Source organism: Ferrimonas balearica DSM 9799 (assembly GCF_000148645.1).
In the GTDB taxonomy this organism is placed as follows: domain Bacteria; phylum Pseudomonadota; class Gammaproteobacteria; order Enterobacterales; family Shewanellaceae; genus Ferrimonas; species Ferrimonas balearica.
Map to the genome: position 1 here is coordinate 2,404,474 of NC_014541.1, position 14,259 is coordinate 2,418,732.

Below are 14,259 nucleotides of genomic sequence, written 5' to 3' on the forward strand. Positions count from 1 at the left end.
CCTAGTAGAGTCTGGCCTCGCCCGGTGGCCGGGTTTTCAGCACCTTGAGAAACCACATGTACTGGCCACGATGGCGGTCGATCAACCGCTCCATCTGTTCATTAAGGATGCGCGCTTCTGTGGGTTTGTCGACCCGCTCCAGCTCAAGCGGCGCATCGATGGTGACCTGGACGTGCATATTTTCCAGCCCCACCGTCAGCGGTAACACCACCGCGTCAGCGCAGTGGGCGATCCGGCTGATCACCGGCAGGGTCGCTTTTTCGGTCGAAAAGAAGGGGGCGAACTCGCTCTTGTCGAGGCCGTGGTCCTGGTCCGGCAGGTAGAAAAAGCTGTAGCCCTGCTTCAACTCACGGATCACGGAGGGCAAACCGGCATTGCGGTGAAACAGTTTGCCACCGAAACGGGCGCGCTGACGGCAGGAGAGCCAGTTGAACACCGGGTTGCGGTGGTGCTTCACCATGCCCAGCATCGGCAATCCGGCCATGGAGAGCCCAACGCCGGCGTATTCAATACCGAACATGTGCGGCACCAGAAACACAATGGGGCGACCCTGTGCCTGGGCGGCGCGGACATGCTCCATGCCGGTGAAGTGGATCTTGTCTTCAAGGAACGCCTTATCCCGTACCGCCAGAGTGCCCATGCCCATGCCCACCATCAGGAAGGTGTAACACAGCTCATTGATCAGGGCATCGCGCTCGGCCCTGTCCATATTCGGATAACAGGCATTGATGTTGGCGGTAGCGATGCGAACGGGTTTGCGTAATACCGGGCGGAAGATGGGCACCAGGCAGACGGCAACCCAATGGCGGACCCGAAGGGGGATGTAGGCCAGCACACTGAGTGCGGCGATCACCAGCCAGGCCCCCCAAAAGCGGGGGTGGAGCATGGAGAGAGAAAAGTCTACGTGGTAGCAGCGACGAGCATCCGTGGTCATAGGTAGCGCTGTCCTTAGGGTATTGTCGTTATGGTTGTACCTAAAGCTTGCGACTCACCTTAACCCAAACTGAACCGTCTGGGTAGACGCAAACCGCCCGCCAAATTGGCGGGCGGTGAAGGAATGCACGATGTTCAGCGGGTTTCAGCGCTGCTGCAGCTCGTAAGCCCGGTAGGGATCGGGCTCACCTTCCGGCCGACTTTTGAGCAGTTTGAGGTTCCACATGTACTGTTCCGGGCGGGAGGTCAGCAACACCTCAATCTCTTCATTCATCCGGCGGGCATCGTACTCCCGGTCACCGGAGGGCAGATCCCACAACGGTGGACGGATATGGCCTTCGTAGTAGCCGGTGGCCGGGTCATACGTCGCCAGCATCGGCACCACCACGGCGCCAGTGGATTCGGTCATCCGCCCCAGTCCCGGCAGCGTGGCTTTATGGGTGGCGAAAAACGGCACGTACTCGCTTTTGGCCATACCGTGGTCCTGGTCCGGCAGGTAATAGGCACTGTGACCGTCGCGGATGGCGTTCAGGAACTGCTTGATGCCGTCTTTGCGGGCAAACAGTTTGCCACCGTAACGCGCCCGCAGACGGCACATCAGCCAGTCCACCAGCGGGTTCTTATCGGGGTTCATCATGGTGGTCATCGGGTAGCCGCGTTTGGCCAGCAGCAACCCGGGAAACTCGATGGCCCAGGTGTGCGGCACCATCAGGATCACCGGCTTGCCGGCTTCCAGCAGCGGCAACAGGTGTTCTTCACCCACCAGCCGTACCCGGCGCTCCAGAAATTCGGGGCTGCGCAGCAGCAAACAGGAGTACGACAACAGCACCTGGGCGGCCCGCTGATACATCTCCACAATCACCCGGTGGCGCTGGTCATTGTCCCAGTCCGGGAAGCAGAGCTGCAGGTTCACCTGAGCATTGCGGTAACCGCGTTTGGTCAACCGCGGGCCCAGCTTGCCGATGCTGGCCGCAATCCGGTCACGCAGACGATAGGGCACAAAGGCAAAGACGCCAGCCACCAATACGGCCAGCCAGACGCCCCAATAACGAGGGGCCAGGAAACGCCACTGGAATTGGGGTCGGTGCTGAGTCTCAGAATTACTGCCTTGAGTCACAATAGTTTCAACTCCCGATAACGATGGCGCCAAAATTCGCGACTAAATATCACTAAAATCAAAGCAAAACGGCGCCGAAGAGGCGCCGTAGTCTAGCGGGTCGAACACGAAGTTCAAGCGCTGTGGGTCACCACCGTGGGGCGCAACAAATTATCGTGGATGGGGCAACGATGGCACACCCGACCAAAAAATGCCGCCTTCTCCTCGTCAGACAGGTCAGCGTCGATGCGCGCGGTGGCGTCGATGCTCTTAAAGCCAACCGGATCTTCGCTGGGTTTCCCCGCCAGACCGGCCGGGTTGAGCACGCCGGTCACGTCGATTTCGATACCGCGCAGGGTAATGCCTTCATCGCGGGCCGCCATCTTGGCAATGGCAGACAAACAGCCGGCCAGTGAGAACAAGAAGGTTTCCAGCGGGTTCGCGCCCTCATCGGTGGCGCTGGGTTGATCAATCACCATTTTGTGGCCACGCACGTCGGCGGTCACTTTCCAGCCATGGGTCATGGAACTGGTGATGCGGTACTGCTTGTCTGCCATGATGAACTCCTTACATTAGGGATGCCTTATATTCTTCCCCTGTCGACGGGTAAAGGCAATAGGGCTGGCCGTCATTTTGACATCTTTGTGGCCCTGCGCCATGCTGCATCGCCGCCATTTTGACGAGAATCTACTATGAATCAGCCTCGTGTCGGGATTGGCATTATCGTCCGCCGTGCCGACGGTAAGATCCTGATAGGTAAACGTACTGGCGCTCACGCGCCCTACTGGTCCATTCCCGGTGGCCACCTTGAGCTGGGGGAATCCTTTGAAGCCGCTGCCATCCGGGAGATTGAGGAGGAGACCGGACTGCGCATCGCTGACCCGCAAGTGATCGCCGTCACCAATAACCTGCGTACCTTCCGTGAAGAGGGCAAACACTACGTGTCCGTTTGCCTGTTGGCGCACCATCAAGGTGAAGAACCGGTCAATCGTGAGCCAGACAAGTGCGAAGGCTGGGTTTGGGTGGACCCAAATGACCTGCCCCACCCGCACTTTGATGCCAGCGAACAATCGGTCGCCTGCTATCTGGCCAACCAGATCTACCTCGGCGCAAGCTGAACAGAAAATAACGGAACGAGAAAAGGAATTATCCCAGGCGCTCGCGGCGTGCTAACCTGCCCGCGATTTGACCACCATCGCCACGGAGGAAAGCCCATTGAGCCAGGCTCTGCTGCATCACAAAATCTACCGCCACCCGGAGCCTCGTGACTGGGTGGTGCTGGTGCATGGTGCCGGTGGCAGTTCCAACATCTGGTTCCGCCAGCTCAAGGCCTATCGGGCGCAATTCAATGTGCTGTTGCTGGACCTGCGTGGCCACGGCGCCAGTAAGGAGATCGTCAAACACCTGATCGAGGGCAAGTACTGCTTCCGTTCAGTCACCCGGGACGTGCTGCAGCTGCTGGATCACTTACGCATCCGCCACGCCCATTTCGTCGGGATCTCTCTGGGCACCATCGTGATCCGCACTCTGGCGGAGCTGGAACCGCATCGGGTTAAAACCATGGTGCTGGGCGGGGCCGTGACCCGCCTGAACCGGTTCTCCCAGGTGCTGGTGAAAGTGGGTAACGCGCTGAAAAACGTGGTGCCCTATATGTGGCTGTACCGCCTGTTTGCCTGGATCATCATGCCCAAGAAGGCCCAGGCGCCCTCCCGCCACCTGTTTATCCGCGAGGCGCATCGCCTGTGCCAGAAGGAGTTTAAGCGTTGGTTCCGGCTCGCCGCCGAGGTCAACCCGCTGATGCGCTACTTCAAGGAGAAAGAGCTGAGCATCCCTACCCTCTACATCATGGGGGACAATGACCACATGTTCCTCAAGCCGGTTAAGGAGATGGCCCACGCCCACCGCCATTCCAACCTGGCAGTCATTGAGGATTGCGGCCATGTCTGCAATGTGGAGAAGGCGGAAGACTTTAACTCTCTCTCTCTGGCGTTCCTCACCGAGCACAGCGAGTTCAGTGCATTGGCAACGCGACGGAGCGCTTAATCCTCTGAGTCCTTGGTGACGGTGGTCACCTCCGGCATTGCCATCAGTCGCGCCAGTGGAATCGGCTGGCCACTGCGTTCACACACCCCATACTCACCCCGCGTCATCCGGGCCCGTGCTCGTGCGATCTGTCCCAGACGCGTCTGCAACTGCTGTATCTGACGCTCCGCCAACCCCTGACGTCGGCGATAGTCCGCACGCTCCGCGGCGTCGGCAAAACAGGGGGGACGGCTCTTGAGGCTGGCTACCAACTCATCCATCTGCCGTTGACTGTCCGCTTCGCGCTGTAGCAGACGCGCTTTCAATTCGGCTAACTGCGCCTCAGTCAGCACTGCCACTGGGCGCGTGCCTTCACCGCCCTTCAATAGCTTGCTCCATCGATATGCCGTACCGGCACTGTGGCCAACCACTCTGGTTCCGCCAATCGCATATTGATGGCCGTTACCGCCCTGTCGCAGCGTTCGTTGGTGCGATAGTGCGTGACACAACCGCACTCCGGACAGCGGTGAAACTCGACCATATGGTCTCCCCACTGATAAAACGCTGTGGCCCTTCGCTCAACGCGGATCTGTACGGTTTCCGGATCGTAGTAGGCCCAGCAGGCCGCATAGCGCCGACAGATGGAGCAGTTGCAGATCGCCACCTGCTCCGGTTCCGGTGCCTGCAGGCTGACATTGCCGCAATGGCAGCTCAGCTTCATGGCACCTCCAGGCTGACCGGACCGGACAGGGGCAGGTCAAAATAGCGATCCGGATAGGGCTCATCATCGAGGGTAAAGTGCCACCACTCTTTGTCGTAGTTGCTGAACCCTTCACTCTCCATCAACAACAGCAGCAATAACCGGTTGTGCCGGGCGGCCTCGTCCAGATGCGGGTGACGGGTGTGGGACACCGCGTCGAAACAGTCATAACCGCTGCCCATCGGCAGCGAGGGATAGCGGCCCCCCTCTTGCGGTGCCCGCCGGCAATCCCCGCCGGTGGTCGACATGGGCTGCTGGCGCGCTGTGGCCGACACCAGAGTAAGGTCGACAGTGCTGCCACGGCTGTGGCCGGAACGGGCAGCAATATAGCCCTGCGCAAACAGTTCGGACTTGGGCACCTGCGGATAGTACTGATCCTTCATCCGGGTGTCGGCCAGATCACCGGCCCAATCAACAAAGTCGTCCACCGACCGTTGCGGCCGGTAACAGTCATACACTTTCAGCCCCAGGCCAAACGCCTCCGCACGCTGCTGAACCCGCGCCAGTGCCTGCGCTGCCGGGGGCGTGAGCAGGCATTGTCCCTGTTCATACCCGACTACGGTGCGGCCCAGGAAGTTGTCGCTGCCCCGGTAACGCATCTCCTGCACCACCTTGGGCGCCACGTCCGCCAGCGGCACCAGAGTGGGCTCGGCGTGGGCCGACGTGGCAAGCCACACTATCCCCAGCGAGCCCCATCTCCTCATCGTGCCAGCTCCAGCCGCCGGGCGTACCAGCGGTCACAGGCGTTATGTCCGCTCTCGCCCCAGGGGGCGCTCAGCGGTTCGAACCCCCGGCTCAGGTAGAGCCCTTGCGCCTGACTCATCGGGCCAAAGGTTTCCAGGTAGCAGTGGCGATAGCCTGCGGCTGACGCAGAGCTGATCAGCGCATCCAACAGAGCCCGACCTATCCCTTTGCCGCGGGCCTCGGGCAGCAGGTACATCTTTTGCAGTTCGCACACCCGGTCATGTTCACAAGGAAATGGGGCAAAGCCGGCTCCACCCACCAGCTCACCCTGCCAAAGGGCAACCAGATAGTGGTGGTTAGGATGGGAATAGACCTGGCTCAGCCGGTCCAGTTCGGGGTCGGCCCAGGCAAAACCGGGCCGGTTGGCACCGTATTCGGTCAGCACCTGGCGGATAATGGCGGCCAGCCCGGCGTCATCAGACGGGGTTAAAGAGCGCAGTTGCAGGGACACAGCAGACTCGTTGTCAGGTCAATGGTTTGGCTAACCTAACACGGGTCTGCTGCCCCTGTCAGTGGAGGGTACCGTGCTCCGATCAGCGGCGCAGTCGCAACGCCAGTGACAGGCCCAGCAAGCCCAGACCCAGGGTGGCCAGCAGGTACCAGGGCGACGCCGTATCCGGCAGCATCACCACTTCGGCCACGACGACCTCTTCGACGATCTCCACCGGCTCCTCACTGACGGCCTGCACGATCTCGAAGCGGTCATGGGGGATATAGAGCGTCAACTCATAACCTCGGGGCAGACGGTCGAGATCGATCTGGTCATTCAGCTTCACGTCACGGCCAAAGCGGATGTCCATACGCTCTTTGGTGCCATCATTTTCATGCACATCCAACGTCACTTCGCCATTGGCATGGGCAGCCACAAAGTCGGCCTTCACCTCAACACGCTCCTCCCCATCACGCATCACCACCGCCTGGCAGGCTTTGGCTGCCCCCGGGTAGGCCGCCAACACATCGGCATGCCACTGTACCTCACTGCAATCGGTGGCCTGGGCCAGGGCGCTGAACATCGCCAGCACCACGGCGGGCACACTCAATAGCCAGTTTCGCTTGCTCATCATCACTACTCCTATCAAGGCTGCGGTGCCGCAGAGCGGACCGCTTTAACGATGTAGCGCTGTGGTGCGCTACCAAGAAAATAGAAGGGATAACAGGTGATCAGGGTCAGCTCTGACGGGGCAGAAGGCGCCAGTACCCAAACCTCATTGGGTTCGACGATCACGCTGTGGTTAACCAGAAATTGCCGCCGCTCACCCTGCGCATCGGTGACCCACAAGGCGTCCCCGGGGGCCAACTCCCCCAACCGGCGGAAAAAGCCATCACGATGGCCAGCCAGCGCCAGGTTGCCTGCGCCATCCAAGCCGGCACCGTTGTTAACCCGGCCAACCCCCTTATTGAGCTGCCACTCTTCGGTGCCGTTAAACACCGGCACCGTCAGCGCGATGGCCGGGATCTCCAGCAGCGCGACGGGCGCACCGGTATGGTCAGAGGCCGCCTGATAACTGGCCCGGCGACTGTCCGACCAAAGGCTGGCTTCCGGGCGCACTGGGGCGGCTTCTTGATCCAGCGACGCCAGGGGCTGAGGCAGATAGAGGGGCTCGGGTTCAGGCGGCAGTGGTAACGCGGGTTGCGCCGCCGGGACATCGCTGGACAGCGGCAACGGCGAAACAGAGGCGGGTTCCCGCGGGGAAGTGGAGGGCAACACGGGCTCAGGAGCGGACTGCGGGGCGGATTGCAGCGGCAAACTGGCGGCATTCAGGCGGACCGGTTCAAACTGCGCCATCGCCTGCTGATAGCCCCAATGGGCATGCCAGCGGCTTAACGCAAAGGCCGTCAGCAATAACAGCCCCAGCCATAAGCTGAATTTCTCAAGCCAGTAACACATCTGAACTCCGATCCTGATTACCGCGGGGAAGACCACCGAAGTGAGACAAATTTCAGTAGTTCAAGGTGTAGTACAGGTTCGGGCGTTGCACCAAAGTGCGACGGCCAACACATTCCCTGCTGCTGCGTCGAAGTTCATCGCCACCAAAGCGCACTTTCTCGCGATTTATCGCTGTAACCCACGAATTTATCAACGTAAAATCTGGCCAACTTAGTCTGATTCGCGAGCCCTTGGTGCGCCCTATTTTCGTGCTACTCCTGCTGGTTTTGTCCGGTTGTGCCCAGTCGCCTGCTCCGGTAACGGGTTCGGTCAGCCACACTCAGAACAACAGTCCGGTACAACAGTTACTCAAGCAGCAATACTCGGTCTGGGCCGGTACCCCTTATCGGTTGGGTGGTGCCAGCAAGCGCGGGGTGGATTGCTCAGCGCTGGTGCAGCTGACCTATCGCGAACACTTTGATGTCGCCCTGCCCCGCACCACCGAAGCCCTGGCCGAAGTGGGCCGCTCCATCAAGCGCAGCGCCATCGGCCCGGGCGACCTGGTGTTCTTCAAAACCGGCTTCTCCACCCGTCACGTCGGGATGATGCTGGATGACGTTCGCTTCCTCCATGCCTCCACCAGCCGGGGCGTGATCGTCTCGCGCCTGGATAACCCCTACTGGGCCAAGCACTACTGGCACGCCCGGCGGGTGATGTCAGCGCATCCCTAACTTCAGGTTTTCGCGCGCTCGGATAAACAGAGTCAGGTCAATCCCAAACCACCACAAAAAAGCCGGCCCTGAGGCCGGCTTGGTGATGACAAAGTGTGCTTACAAACTAGAGCGCCACTTCTGGTTATCGCCGTCATGACGGCCATACAGGATAACCGCGGCACCCGCGCCCTCTCCGGAGGCATCCAGCACCTGACCCGAGGCCAGACGAGCACTGAAGATCTTACCCTCCTTGTCGAACGCCTGTTCCGGCGCATTGGCGTCACAGGCGGCCAGTGCCAGCTGTTGGCCCTCGACGGCATTACCGTTGGGGATGCTCAGGCACAGGTTGCCGGCCAAATCACTGCGCAGCGTGCCTGCGATGGGGTCGAAGTACCACTTCTGACCCGGACGGTTCTGGCACGCCTGCACCGTAATGGGCGAGCCCGCCGCACCGGACTCGGGTGCGGAGATGCACAGGCCGGCGCGCTTGTCCCGCAGGCTGACCCAGCGATGGATGGTCATCTCCGGACGCAACAGCCACTGCTGATTGGCTTTGCCGTGCAGACTCCATTGTCCGATCTCGGAATCGTTGCCGGTGCCATAGGCGTCAGCAACGATATTCGGGTTGTGAGCACTGCGGATAAACCGACCATCGTAGTCCCAGCGCAGATTGTCGCTGTCGACACACTCCCATACCACCACTTCGCCGCCGTCATAGGCTTGGCCACGATTGTCGAGGCAGAGCGCACGATTGGCCTTGTTCTGGAACTGACGGGCGGTTTCATCGTAGAACCAGCGTTGATCCCAGGCGTTCTTCTCACAGTCATAGAGGATGACATCGGTGCCATTGACCATCTCAGAGCCGTTGCCGGGGATGTCCATGCAGCGGCCGGACTCACGATTCACGATGCGCACAAAGGTGGGCAGCGGATTCACGTACTGCGGGTCATCATGGGCTTCAGCCCGCTCCCACATCTGCAGGTAGGCTTCGGCGGAGTTCATCACCGCTTCGTACACCGCCCCACCCTGTTGCTGGCGCACATCTTCGATGTGGTCCGCCAGCATGCCGTAGTGGGCCATGCCGTCCTGGTTGAAATCGAAGGTGCGGTTGCCGGACTGCTGACGGTCAAAGGTAATGCCGAATTCACTGGTAAAGGGATAGAGCAGCGGGTCGACATCCGAATCGCTCCGTGGGCCTGCCTGGCCGCCCAGCCCGCTCATGTCGGTGCCCAGCCCCACGCCCGCCAGATAGGGGGTGTTGGTGATGACATCAAGGTAGCGCTGGATGGCGCCTCCCACTGAGTTGGCGTTGCTGTTATACGGTGCAGCAAAGCCACCGGCTTCCAGCAAACGTACGGTGTTGGGGTGCAGGCCGTTGGTGCCACCGTTCATCCAGCTGTGGGAGGTGATCACCCCGCTGTAGCCCCGCGCCTCAACAATGTCCATCACCTCGGTAGCGGTATGGGCAGACATGTGGTCAAGCTCGATCAGCATGCCCATGTCGATCATGCGGTTAACCAGATACACCCCTTTTTCGCTCAGGCCATGCTTGTTGCAGTGCTGAATCGACTCGTCGTACTGGGGGTTCAGCCCCACGCCGTCGAGAATGTCTTTCAGCACCGGCACTTCGCCGATCAGCGGGAAGCCCGAGGTAAAGCTGTTGCCACGAGTCTCCGCATCACACTCTTCGGTTTCAAAGAAATGGCCGGTACTCAGCACCTGGCCGAGATTGATAAAGCCATCTTCAACCCGTGAGCCCGCCAGCTGGTTGTCGAACTTGTGGGTTGGGTACAGCACCCGCACGCCCGCGTCATAGACCGCCTGCAGCTGGGCCTCAATCTGGCGGCGGTTACAGTCGTCCTTCTCGCCGCAGTTGAACACCTCTGAAGCCTCGATGCCCATCAGCACCGCCAGTTTGCCATCGGCGATCACCGCACGCGCTTCCTCGGGCGAATGCACAATACGGAAGAACCCCTGGCCGGGCCCGCCGGACTGCACGTCGATGTACTCCTCAATCTCGTGCATCCGCTGGATCTGCAACTGGATGCTCTCCATGGTGTTGCAGCTATTCGGGTTAACCCAACTGGCCGGATTGATGGTGGCTTGTGCCGTACACAGCACCTCGTTTTCCACCAGGTGGGTCACCATCAGGCGCAGACCGCCAGCCCAGGCGCGCTCCATCCACTTGTAGTAGTAGCCGCTGTGGGTCAGCTGCACATGGTTGGGCCAGAACGGGAAATCCGGCCAACCCCGCGTGTCGTAGCGGAAGTTGGCATCGCCGTAGGCGTAGAGGTTGCCCACAAGGTCCAGCGAGCCATCAGGACCGTGGATCGGCTCACTGTCCGGCAGCGCATGACTGACACCCCAGCGGTGGAACGGCTTGCCGTGCATCAGCTTGCCGCCCATAAACTCGTACGACGTGATGTGGGTGTGGGGGTCCGCCAGCCCGCGAACCGGCGCCGACACATCGCCCTTCAGGGCATCCAGGTCGCCCTCGGCATTGACCATGATCTCGGGGAAAGGCTCACAGTCGTCCTGCGCCACCAGTGTAAAGCTGGCTTCGGAATTGTTGTCATTGGGGTTCAGCAGGTCAAAGAAGTAGAGGCCACCGCCGCTGTAGTTATGGCGCAACTGACGGTCGAGGCCGATGCCGTGGAATCGGTACTGCACCCCTTCCCCAACTTCAGCACTGATGCGCCATTCCGCATACTCACCCGGGTAGCGACCGGCGCTCACTTCGGCGGGCAGATGGCTGGCGAGAAAGCGGCCGCCCCGGTCGGTGAGCATAAAGTGCTGGGCCCGACTGGGCTTGAAATAGAAGTGGCTGGCGTCGGCCAGGTCGACCGCGTCGAAGCGATAGCTCAGGCCATCATCCACCGTCCCTCCCTGATGAAACTGGCGCATATAGTGGCCATTGGTGGGTGACTGGATGGCGTAACAGCCCTGAGCCAACTGATTTACTGCGGATTCAGCAGAATCCGCTAACGCGGCCGAAGGAGAGAGCAAAGGGAAAGCGACGAGTGCGACAACGCCGAGATGGCGACGATGTCCGGCAGCAAAACTGCCTATGGCGGAAAGGTCCATGTTGAGGGGTCCGTGAAGTGGGTTGACGTATAGGTGTACGCAACTGCTGACTTCTGCGACGTTCAGATATAGGCCAGCCAAACGCTTAATTCAAGCAAGCGTTTAGATACAGGTTCGTCATCAAAATATGGAGTAAACACTTAAAACAGCGGGTTTTAACAGGAGGGCCGGGGGATCCTCTCAATTGCCACAAAGTGAATCGGCCAGGTTTCCCGCATTGCTGGCTGAGTGAGCCGGGGCAAACAGCAAAACCGCCCTGGCTTACACCTGTCCGCCCAAAATCTTATTTGGACACCCACTTTTACAGGAGCCGCTTCGACACTCCTATTTTTCAAAAAATCCCTAGCTGGGTACGGTTTTTTAACCACAAGCTCAGCCAAAACGCCGTCCTCCGAAGCCGATCTGTCCCCTGATGCACCTAACGTCTCATATCTCCCGCTCAACGGACACGGCTCCACCTACACCAGGGTGCATTGCGATAAAGGCTGGAGTGAAACGATATCTCTATGCGGCAAACAAACGCCTGGCGTTACCTGAGCCACGTATTCGAGCCGCCTCATGATGACTTTGGCAACGGCGCAAACTGGTTAAGGTGCCAACACGACAGCCGAACTGGTACTCAAAGCCCTGAGTCAGGGTGAGCCAGTTGGTAATAGAAATGCCCAGGCGGGTGGTTAAATCAGGTGTGATATCGGTGATGTGCCCAGGTTTGTCCAGTCGTTGAGCGCGTCCGGTAAACTCCACCACCTCCAGATAGTCATTCAGATGACAGGGCAGCGTTTCTTCGTCGGCATCGTCTTCGCCTGTACGAAACCGCTTTAGTGGTTGCGGCTGCAGGCCGTTAAGCGCCGCTTTGATGCGCAGTTGAATACTGGTGTGGTCTGAGGTTTCTGGTGTGCGGGCGATATTGGCTCGAATGGGGTTGAGGTCGACATACGCCATACAGGACAACAGCGCTTGTTCATCCAATAGGGCTTGATATTTAAATCGACCCTCCCAGAAACGGCCTGTGCAACCATCTTCTCGATTCGCCATCCGGGCGATGGGTTCGTTCAGTGCCCGCATAAACCAACTGATGTCCATCAGGCGTTGCCGATAGGTCTCTGCCAACAACTCAACCCTAAGACGCTCTGCCTTTGGCATAAGGTCGTACTCTTCAGGCTGACAATATCGTTGAGTGAGAAGCGTACCGTTATAGAGCGTGTGCCAGCGTTCTAATACGGTGTGAGTATCCCAATCATCCGCTTGCTGACTCTCCACGCATAACACCACGTGGGTGTGGTTGCTCATCACCGCAAAGGCGCACACGCTGATGGCAAAGATATCCGTCAGCCTGAGCAGTCGCTTCTCTACCCATCCCCGGCGGTGTTCATAGCTTTTCCCGGTGTAAGGGTCCTGGCCACACAAAAAGCTTCGGCGCACACAGCGACTGACACAGTGGTAATAGCATGTGTCCTGCAAACTGACTTGGTTTCGACGGGGTTGGGGCATGGGACACTCCAGGGTCAGCGGTGGTCACTAACCAACAACCTACCCGCCTCCTAACCTGAAATGGCGTAACTTCGAGTTAAATCAGATTAAAAGTGGGTGTCTCATTAGTTCTCTGCCAACCTTACAGCACCGAGGGTCTGCGGTTTTCAACGATTGCCGGGAAGGTTGATGGGGCGATATGTGTGGGGGATGTGTGGATGGCTGTGTCTGCTGCTGGCGACCCTCGGCGCCCAGGCAGCTGCCGGACAAGCTGAAGACAACGAGGCCATCTATCGTCCCGCCATCACCAACAGCAGCTGGGAGCAAAAAACCGTCTCTCCGGTGGTGTATCGCGCCCCCTACTCCGTCGCCCTGTTTAACGCCCCCCATGGTGAAGACCGCGAACGGCTCAACTCTCAATCCAAACTGGTAGGGGCATTTATTGTCACCACCGCAGGCGTTCTGGCGCTGCTGCCCAGCGACTTTACCCAGTGGGAGGATTCCGATGAGCCGCTGCATAAACGGTGGTGGGATAACGTCCGGGCCGGGCCAACCTGGGACCGGGACGAGTGGTATCTCAACTGGCTTGGTCACCCCTATCTCGGCGGCATGTTCTATCAGGTGGCCCGCAAGTCGGGATATCGACAATGGGACGCCTTTATCTACTCCGCGCTGATGTCGACCTTTGGTTGGGAATACGGGGTGGAAGCCTTTGCCGAGGTGCCCTCCATTCAGGACTTGGTGATGACACCCCTGCTGGGCTGGGTCTATGGTGAATGGGCCTTTCAGAAAGAGCGGGAGATCATCCAGCGCGGCAGTACTGTGTGGGGTTCACGCTTTCTGGGCAATACCGCCCTGCTGTTTCTGGACCCCATTGATGCACTCGGTGCGTCGGTGAACAACCTGTTCGGGCGGGAGGTGTTTATTGCCGGAACCGGTTATTGGGGTTATCAGGAAGCGCCCCGGGCAACCGGCGAAAGCGACAAGCAGGTCTACCTGCAACTGAACTACCGGTTGGGGTCAGGAAAACCGGTCACCGGCGGGCGGTACGTCCCCTCAAGCGCCTACACCACCCACAGTAAAGACCCGGTGGACTCCAGCATCATCAGTGTCTCCCTGGGCACCACTTACCTGAATCTGGACAGCCGCTGGCAGGTGGCCAACGGTTGGGCCCCCACCTACACCTTCGGCATCCATTTCTACCCCTCTCTCTCCGCCCGTTTAAGCTATTCCCGCGCCAAATTGAACTCGACCCGTGGCGGCAGCCAGGTCATCTATGAAAACTACAGTGCCGACATGCAGTACTACTTCCGTGCTCAGCAGCAACTCCGGCCCTTTGTCACCCTGGGGTTCGGTGAAACTCTGCTGGAGGAGGAGCAGGATACCAGTGCATTCCAGTGGAATGGCGGGTTGGGCCTGCACCTCAAGCTCAACCGCCATTGGGCCTTTCAGATGGACTGGCGCCACTTCTACGGCACCCGAAACCATCATCAGGATGACCTCATTACCGGCCAAGTCATCTACCGTTTCGGGCGAGGCGAAAACGGGCAACTTTAAGCCATCCAATCGG

The 14,259-nt window shown here is 59.5% G+C and carries 15 protein-coding genes; 4 read left to right on the forward strand and 11 right to left on the reverse strand.

Annotated elements, in window-relative coordinates; all coding sequences use genetic code 11:
- Nucleotide 1: 1 nt before the first annotated feature.
- From FBAL_RS10940 to FBAL_RS10950, 3 genes are all read right to left on the reverse strand, one after another.
- Nucleotides 2–934 (reverse strand): LpxL/LpxP family acyltransferase, encoded by a 933-nt coding sequence (locus tag FBAL_RS10940; protein WP_013345666.1) that lies wholly within the window; start codon nt 932–934, stop codon nt 2–4.
- Between the two features lie 144 nt (nt 935–1,078).
- Complete coding sequence (lpxM, locus tag FBAL_RS10945; protein ID WP_013345667.1) at nt 1,079–2,050, reverse strand: lauroyl-Kdo(2)-lipid IV(A) myristoyltransferase; 972 nt, start codon at nt 2,048–2,050, stop codon at nt 1,079–1,081.
- Nucleotides 2,051–2,163: 113 nt separating this feature from the next.
- Nucleotides 2,164–2,586: an OsmC family protein gene (locus FBAL_RS10950; RefSeq protein WP_013345668.1), complete on the reverse strand. Its 423-nt coding sequence runs from the start codon at nt 2,584–2,586 to the stop codon at nt 2,164–2,166.
- Nucleotides 2,587–2,721: 135 nt separating this feature from the next.
- Between FBAL_RS10950 and FBAL_RS10955 the strand changes: the two genes are divergently transcribed.
- Nucleotides 2,722–3,147 carry a nucleotide triphosphate diphosphatase NUDT15 gene (locus FBAL_RS10955; RefSeq protein WP_013345669.1) on the forward strand — a complete coding sequence of 142 codons (426 nt, stop codon included), beginning with the start codon at nt 2,722–2,724 and terminating at the stop codon, nt 3,145–3,147.
- A gap of 97 nt (nt 3,148–3,244) precedes the next feature.
- The gene (locus FBAL_RS10960) at nt 3,245–4,072 is read left to right on the forward strand and encodes an alpha/beta fold hydrolase (protein ID WP_013345670.1); all 828 of its coding nucleotides are present in this window, start codon (nt 3,245–3,247) and stop codon (nt 4,070–4,072) included.
- On the opposite strand, the gene FBAL_RS10965 is transcribed toward FBAL_RS10960, so the two are convergent.
- From FBAL_RS10965 to FBAL_RS19615, 6 genes are all read right to left on the reverse strand, one after another.
- Entirely contained in the window at nt 4,069–4,410 is a 342-nt protein-coding gene (locus FBAL_RS10965; RefSeq protein ID WP_148226745.1) for a TraR/DksA family transcriptional regulator, read from the reverse strand. The two genes, FBAL_RS10960 and FBAL_RS10965, sit on opposite strands and share 4 nt — an antisense overlap.
- A 23-nt stretch (nt 4,411–4,433) precedes the next feature.
- Nucleotides 4,434–4,772 carry a GFA family protein gene (locus FBAL_RS10970; RefSeq protein ID WP_013345672.1) on the reverse strand — a complete coding sequence of 113 codons (339 nt, stop codon included), beginning with the start codon at nt 4,770–4,772 and terminating at the stop codon, nt 4,434–4,436.
- A complete protein-coding gene (locus tag FBAL_RS10975; RefSeq protein WP_013345673.1) occupies nt 4,769–5,515 on the reverse strand; it encodes a M15 family metallopeptidase in 747 nt (248 codons plus the stop codon). Before FBAL_RS10975 ends, FBAL_RS10970 begins: the two co-directional genes overlap by 4 nt.
- Complete coding sequence (locus tag FBAL_RS10980; RefSeq protein ID WP_013345674.1) at nt 5,512–6,006, reverse strand: GNAT family N-acetyltransferase; 495 nt, start codon at nt 6,004–6,006, stop codon at nt 5,512–5,514. The genes FBAL_RS10975 and FBAL_RS10980 overlap by 4 nt, the downstream gene beginning before the upstream one ends.
- 82 nt (nt 6,007–6,088) lie before the next feature.
- Nucleotides 6,089–6,619: a hypothetical protein gene (locus FBAL_RS10985; protein WP_013345675.1), complete on the reverse strand. Its 531-nt coding sequence runs from the start codon at nt 6,617–6,619 to the stop codon at nt 6,089–6,091.
- A gap of 11 nt (nt 6,620–6,630) precedes the next feature.
- Nucleotides 6,631–7,443 (reverse strand): class D sortase, encoded by an 813-nt coding sequence (locus tag FBAL_RS19615; RefSeq protein WP_013345676.1) that lies wholly within the window; start codon nt 7,441–7,443, stop codon nt 6,631–6,633.
- Between the two features lie 233 nt (nt 7,444–7,676).
- Here FBAL_RS19615 and FBAL_RS10995 point away from each other — a divergent pair, with 233 nt between their 5' ends.
- The gene (locus FBAL_RS10995; protein WP_013345677.1) at nt 7,677–8,153 is read left to right on the forward strand and encodes an NlpC/P60 family protein; all 477 of its coding nucleotides are present in this window, start codon (nt 7,677–7,679) and stop codon (nt 8,151–8,153) included.
- Between the two features lie 99 nt (nt 8,154–8,252).
- Here the strand turns inward: FBAL_RS10995 and FBAL_RS11000 are convergent, their stop codons facing one another.
- The gene (locus tag FBAL_RS11000) at nt 8,253–11,219 is read right to left on the reverse strand and encodes a ricin-type beta-trefoil lectin domain protein (protein WP_013345678.1); all 2,967 of its coding nucleotides are present in this window, start codon (nt 11,217–11,219) and stop codon (nt 8,253–8,255) included.
- 504 nt (nt 11,220–11,723) lie between these two features.
- A complete protein-coding gene (locus FBAL_RS11005; protein WP_013345679.1) occupies nt 11,724–12,710 on the reverse strand; it encodes a hypothetical protein in 987 nt (328 codons plus the stop codon).
- Between the two features lie 189 nt (nt 12,711–12,899).
- On the opposite strand from FBAL_RS11005, the gene FBAL_RS11010 reads away from it, so the two are divergent.
- On the forward strand, nt 12,900–14,246 hold the full coding sequence (locus FBAL_RS11010) for a DUF3943 domain-containing protein (protein ID WP_245544349.1): 1,347 nt from the start codon (nt 12,900–12,902) through the stop codon (nt 14,244–14,246).
- Nucleotides 14,247–14,259 lie beyond the last annotated feature (13 nt).

Coding starts and splice junctions, on each gene's coding strand:
- FBAL_RS10940 (WP_013345666.1), bottom strand. CDS start 934: ATGACCACGGATGCTCGTCGCTGCTACCACGTAGACTTTTCTCTCTCC.
- FBAL_RS10950 (WP_013345668.1), bottom strand. CDS start 2,586: ATGGCAGACAAGCAGTACCGCATCACCAGTTCCATGACCCATGGCTGG.
- FBAL_RS10955 (WP_013345669.1), top strand. CDS start 2,722: ATGAATCAGCCTCGTGTCGGGATTGGCATTATCGTCCGCCGTGCCGAC.
- FBAL_RS10970 (WP_013345672.1), bottom strand. CDS start 4,772: ATGAAGCTGAGCTGCCATTGCGGCAATGTCAGCCTGCAGGCACCGGAA.
- FBAL_RS10975 (WP_013345673.1), bottom strand. CDS start 5,515: ATGAGGAGATGGGGCTCGCTGGGGATAGTGTGGCTTGCCACGTCGGCC.
- FBAL_RS10985 (WP_013345675.1), bottom strand. CDS start 6,619: ATGATGAGCAAGCGAAACTGGCTATTGAGTGTGCCCGCCGTGGTGCTG.
- FBAL_RS19615 (WP_013345676.1), bottom strand. CDS start 7,443: ATGTGTTACTGGCTTGAGAAATTCAGCTTATGGCTGGGGCTGTTATTG.
- FBAL_RS11000 (WP_013345678.1), bottom strand. CDS start 11,219: ATGGACCTTTCCGCCATAGGCAGTTTTGCTGCCGGACATCGTCGCCAT.
- FBAL_RS11005 (WP_013345679.1), bottom strand. CDS start 12,710: ATGCCCCAACCCCGTCGAAACCAAGTCAGTTTGCAGGACACATGCTAT.
- FBAL_RS11010 (WP_245544349.1), top strand. CDS start 12,900: ATGTGTGGATGGCTGTGTCTGCTGCTGGCGACCCTCGGCGCCCAGGCA.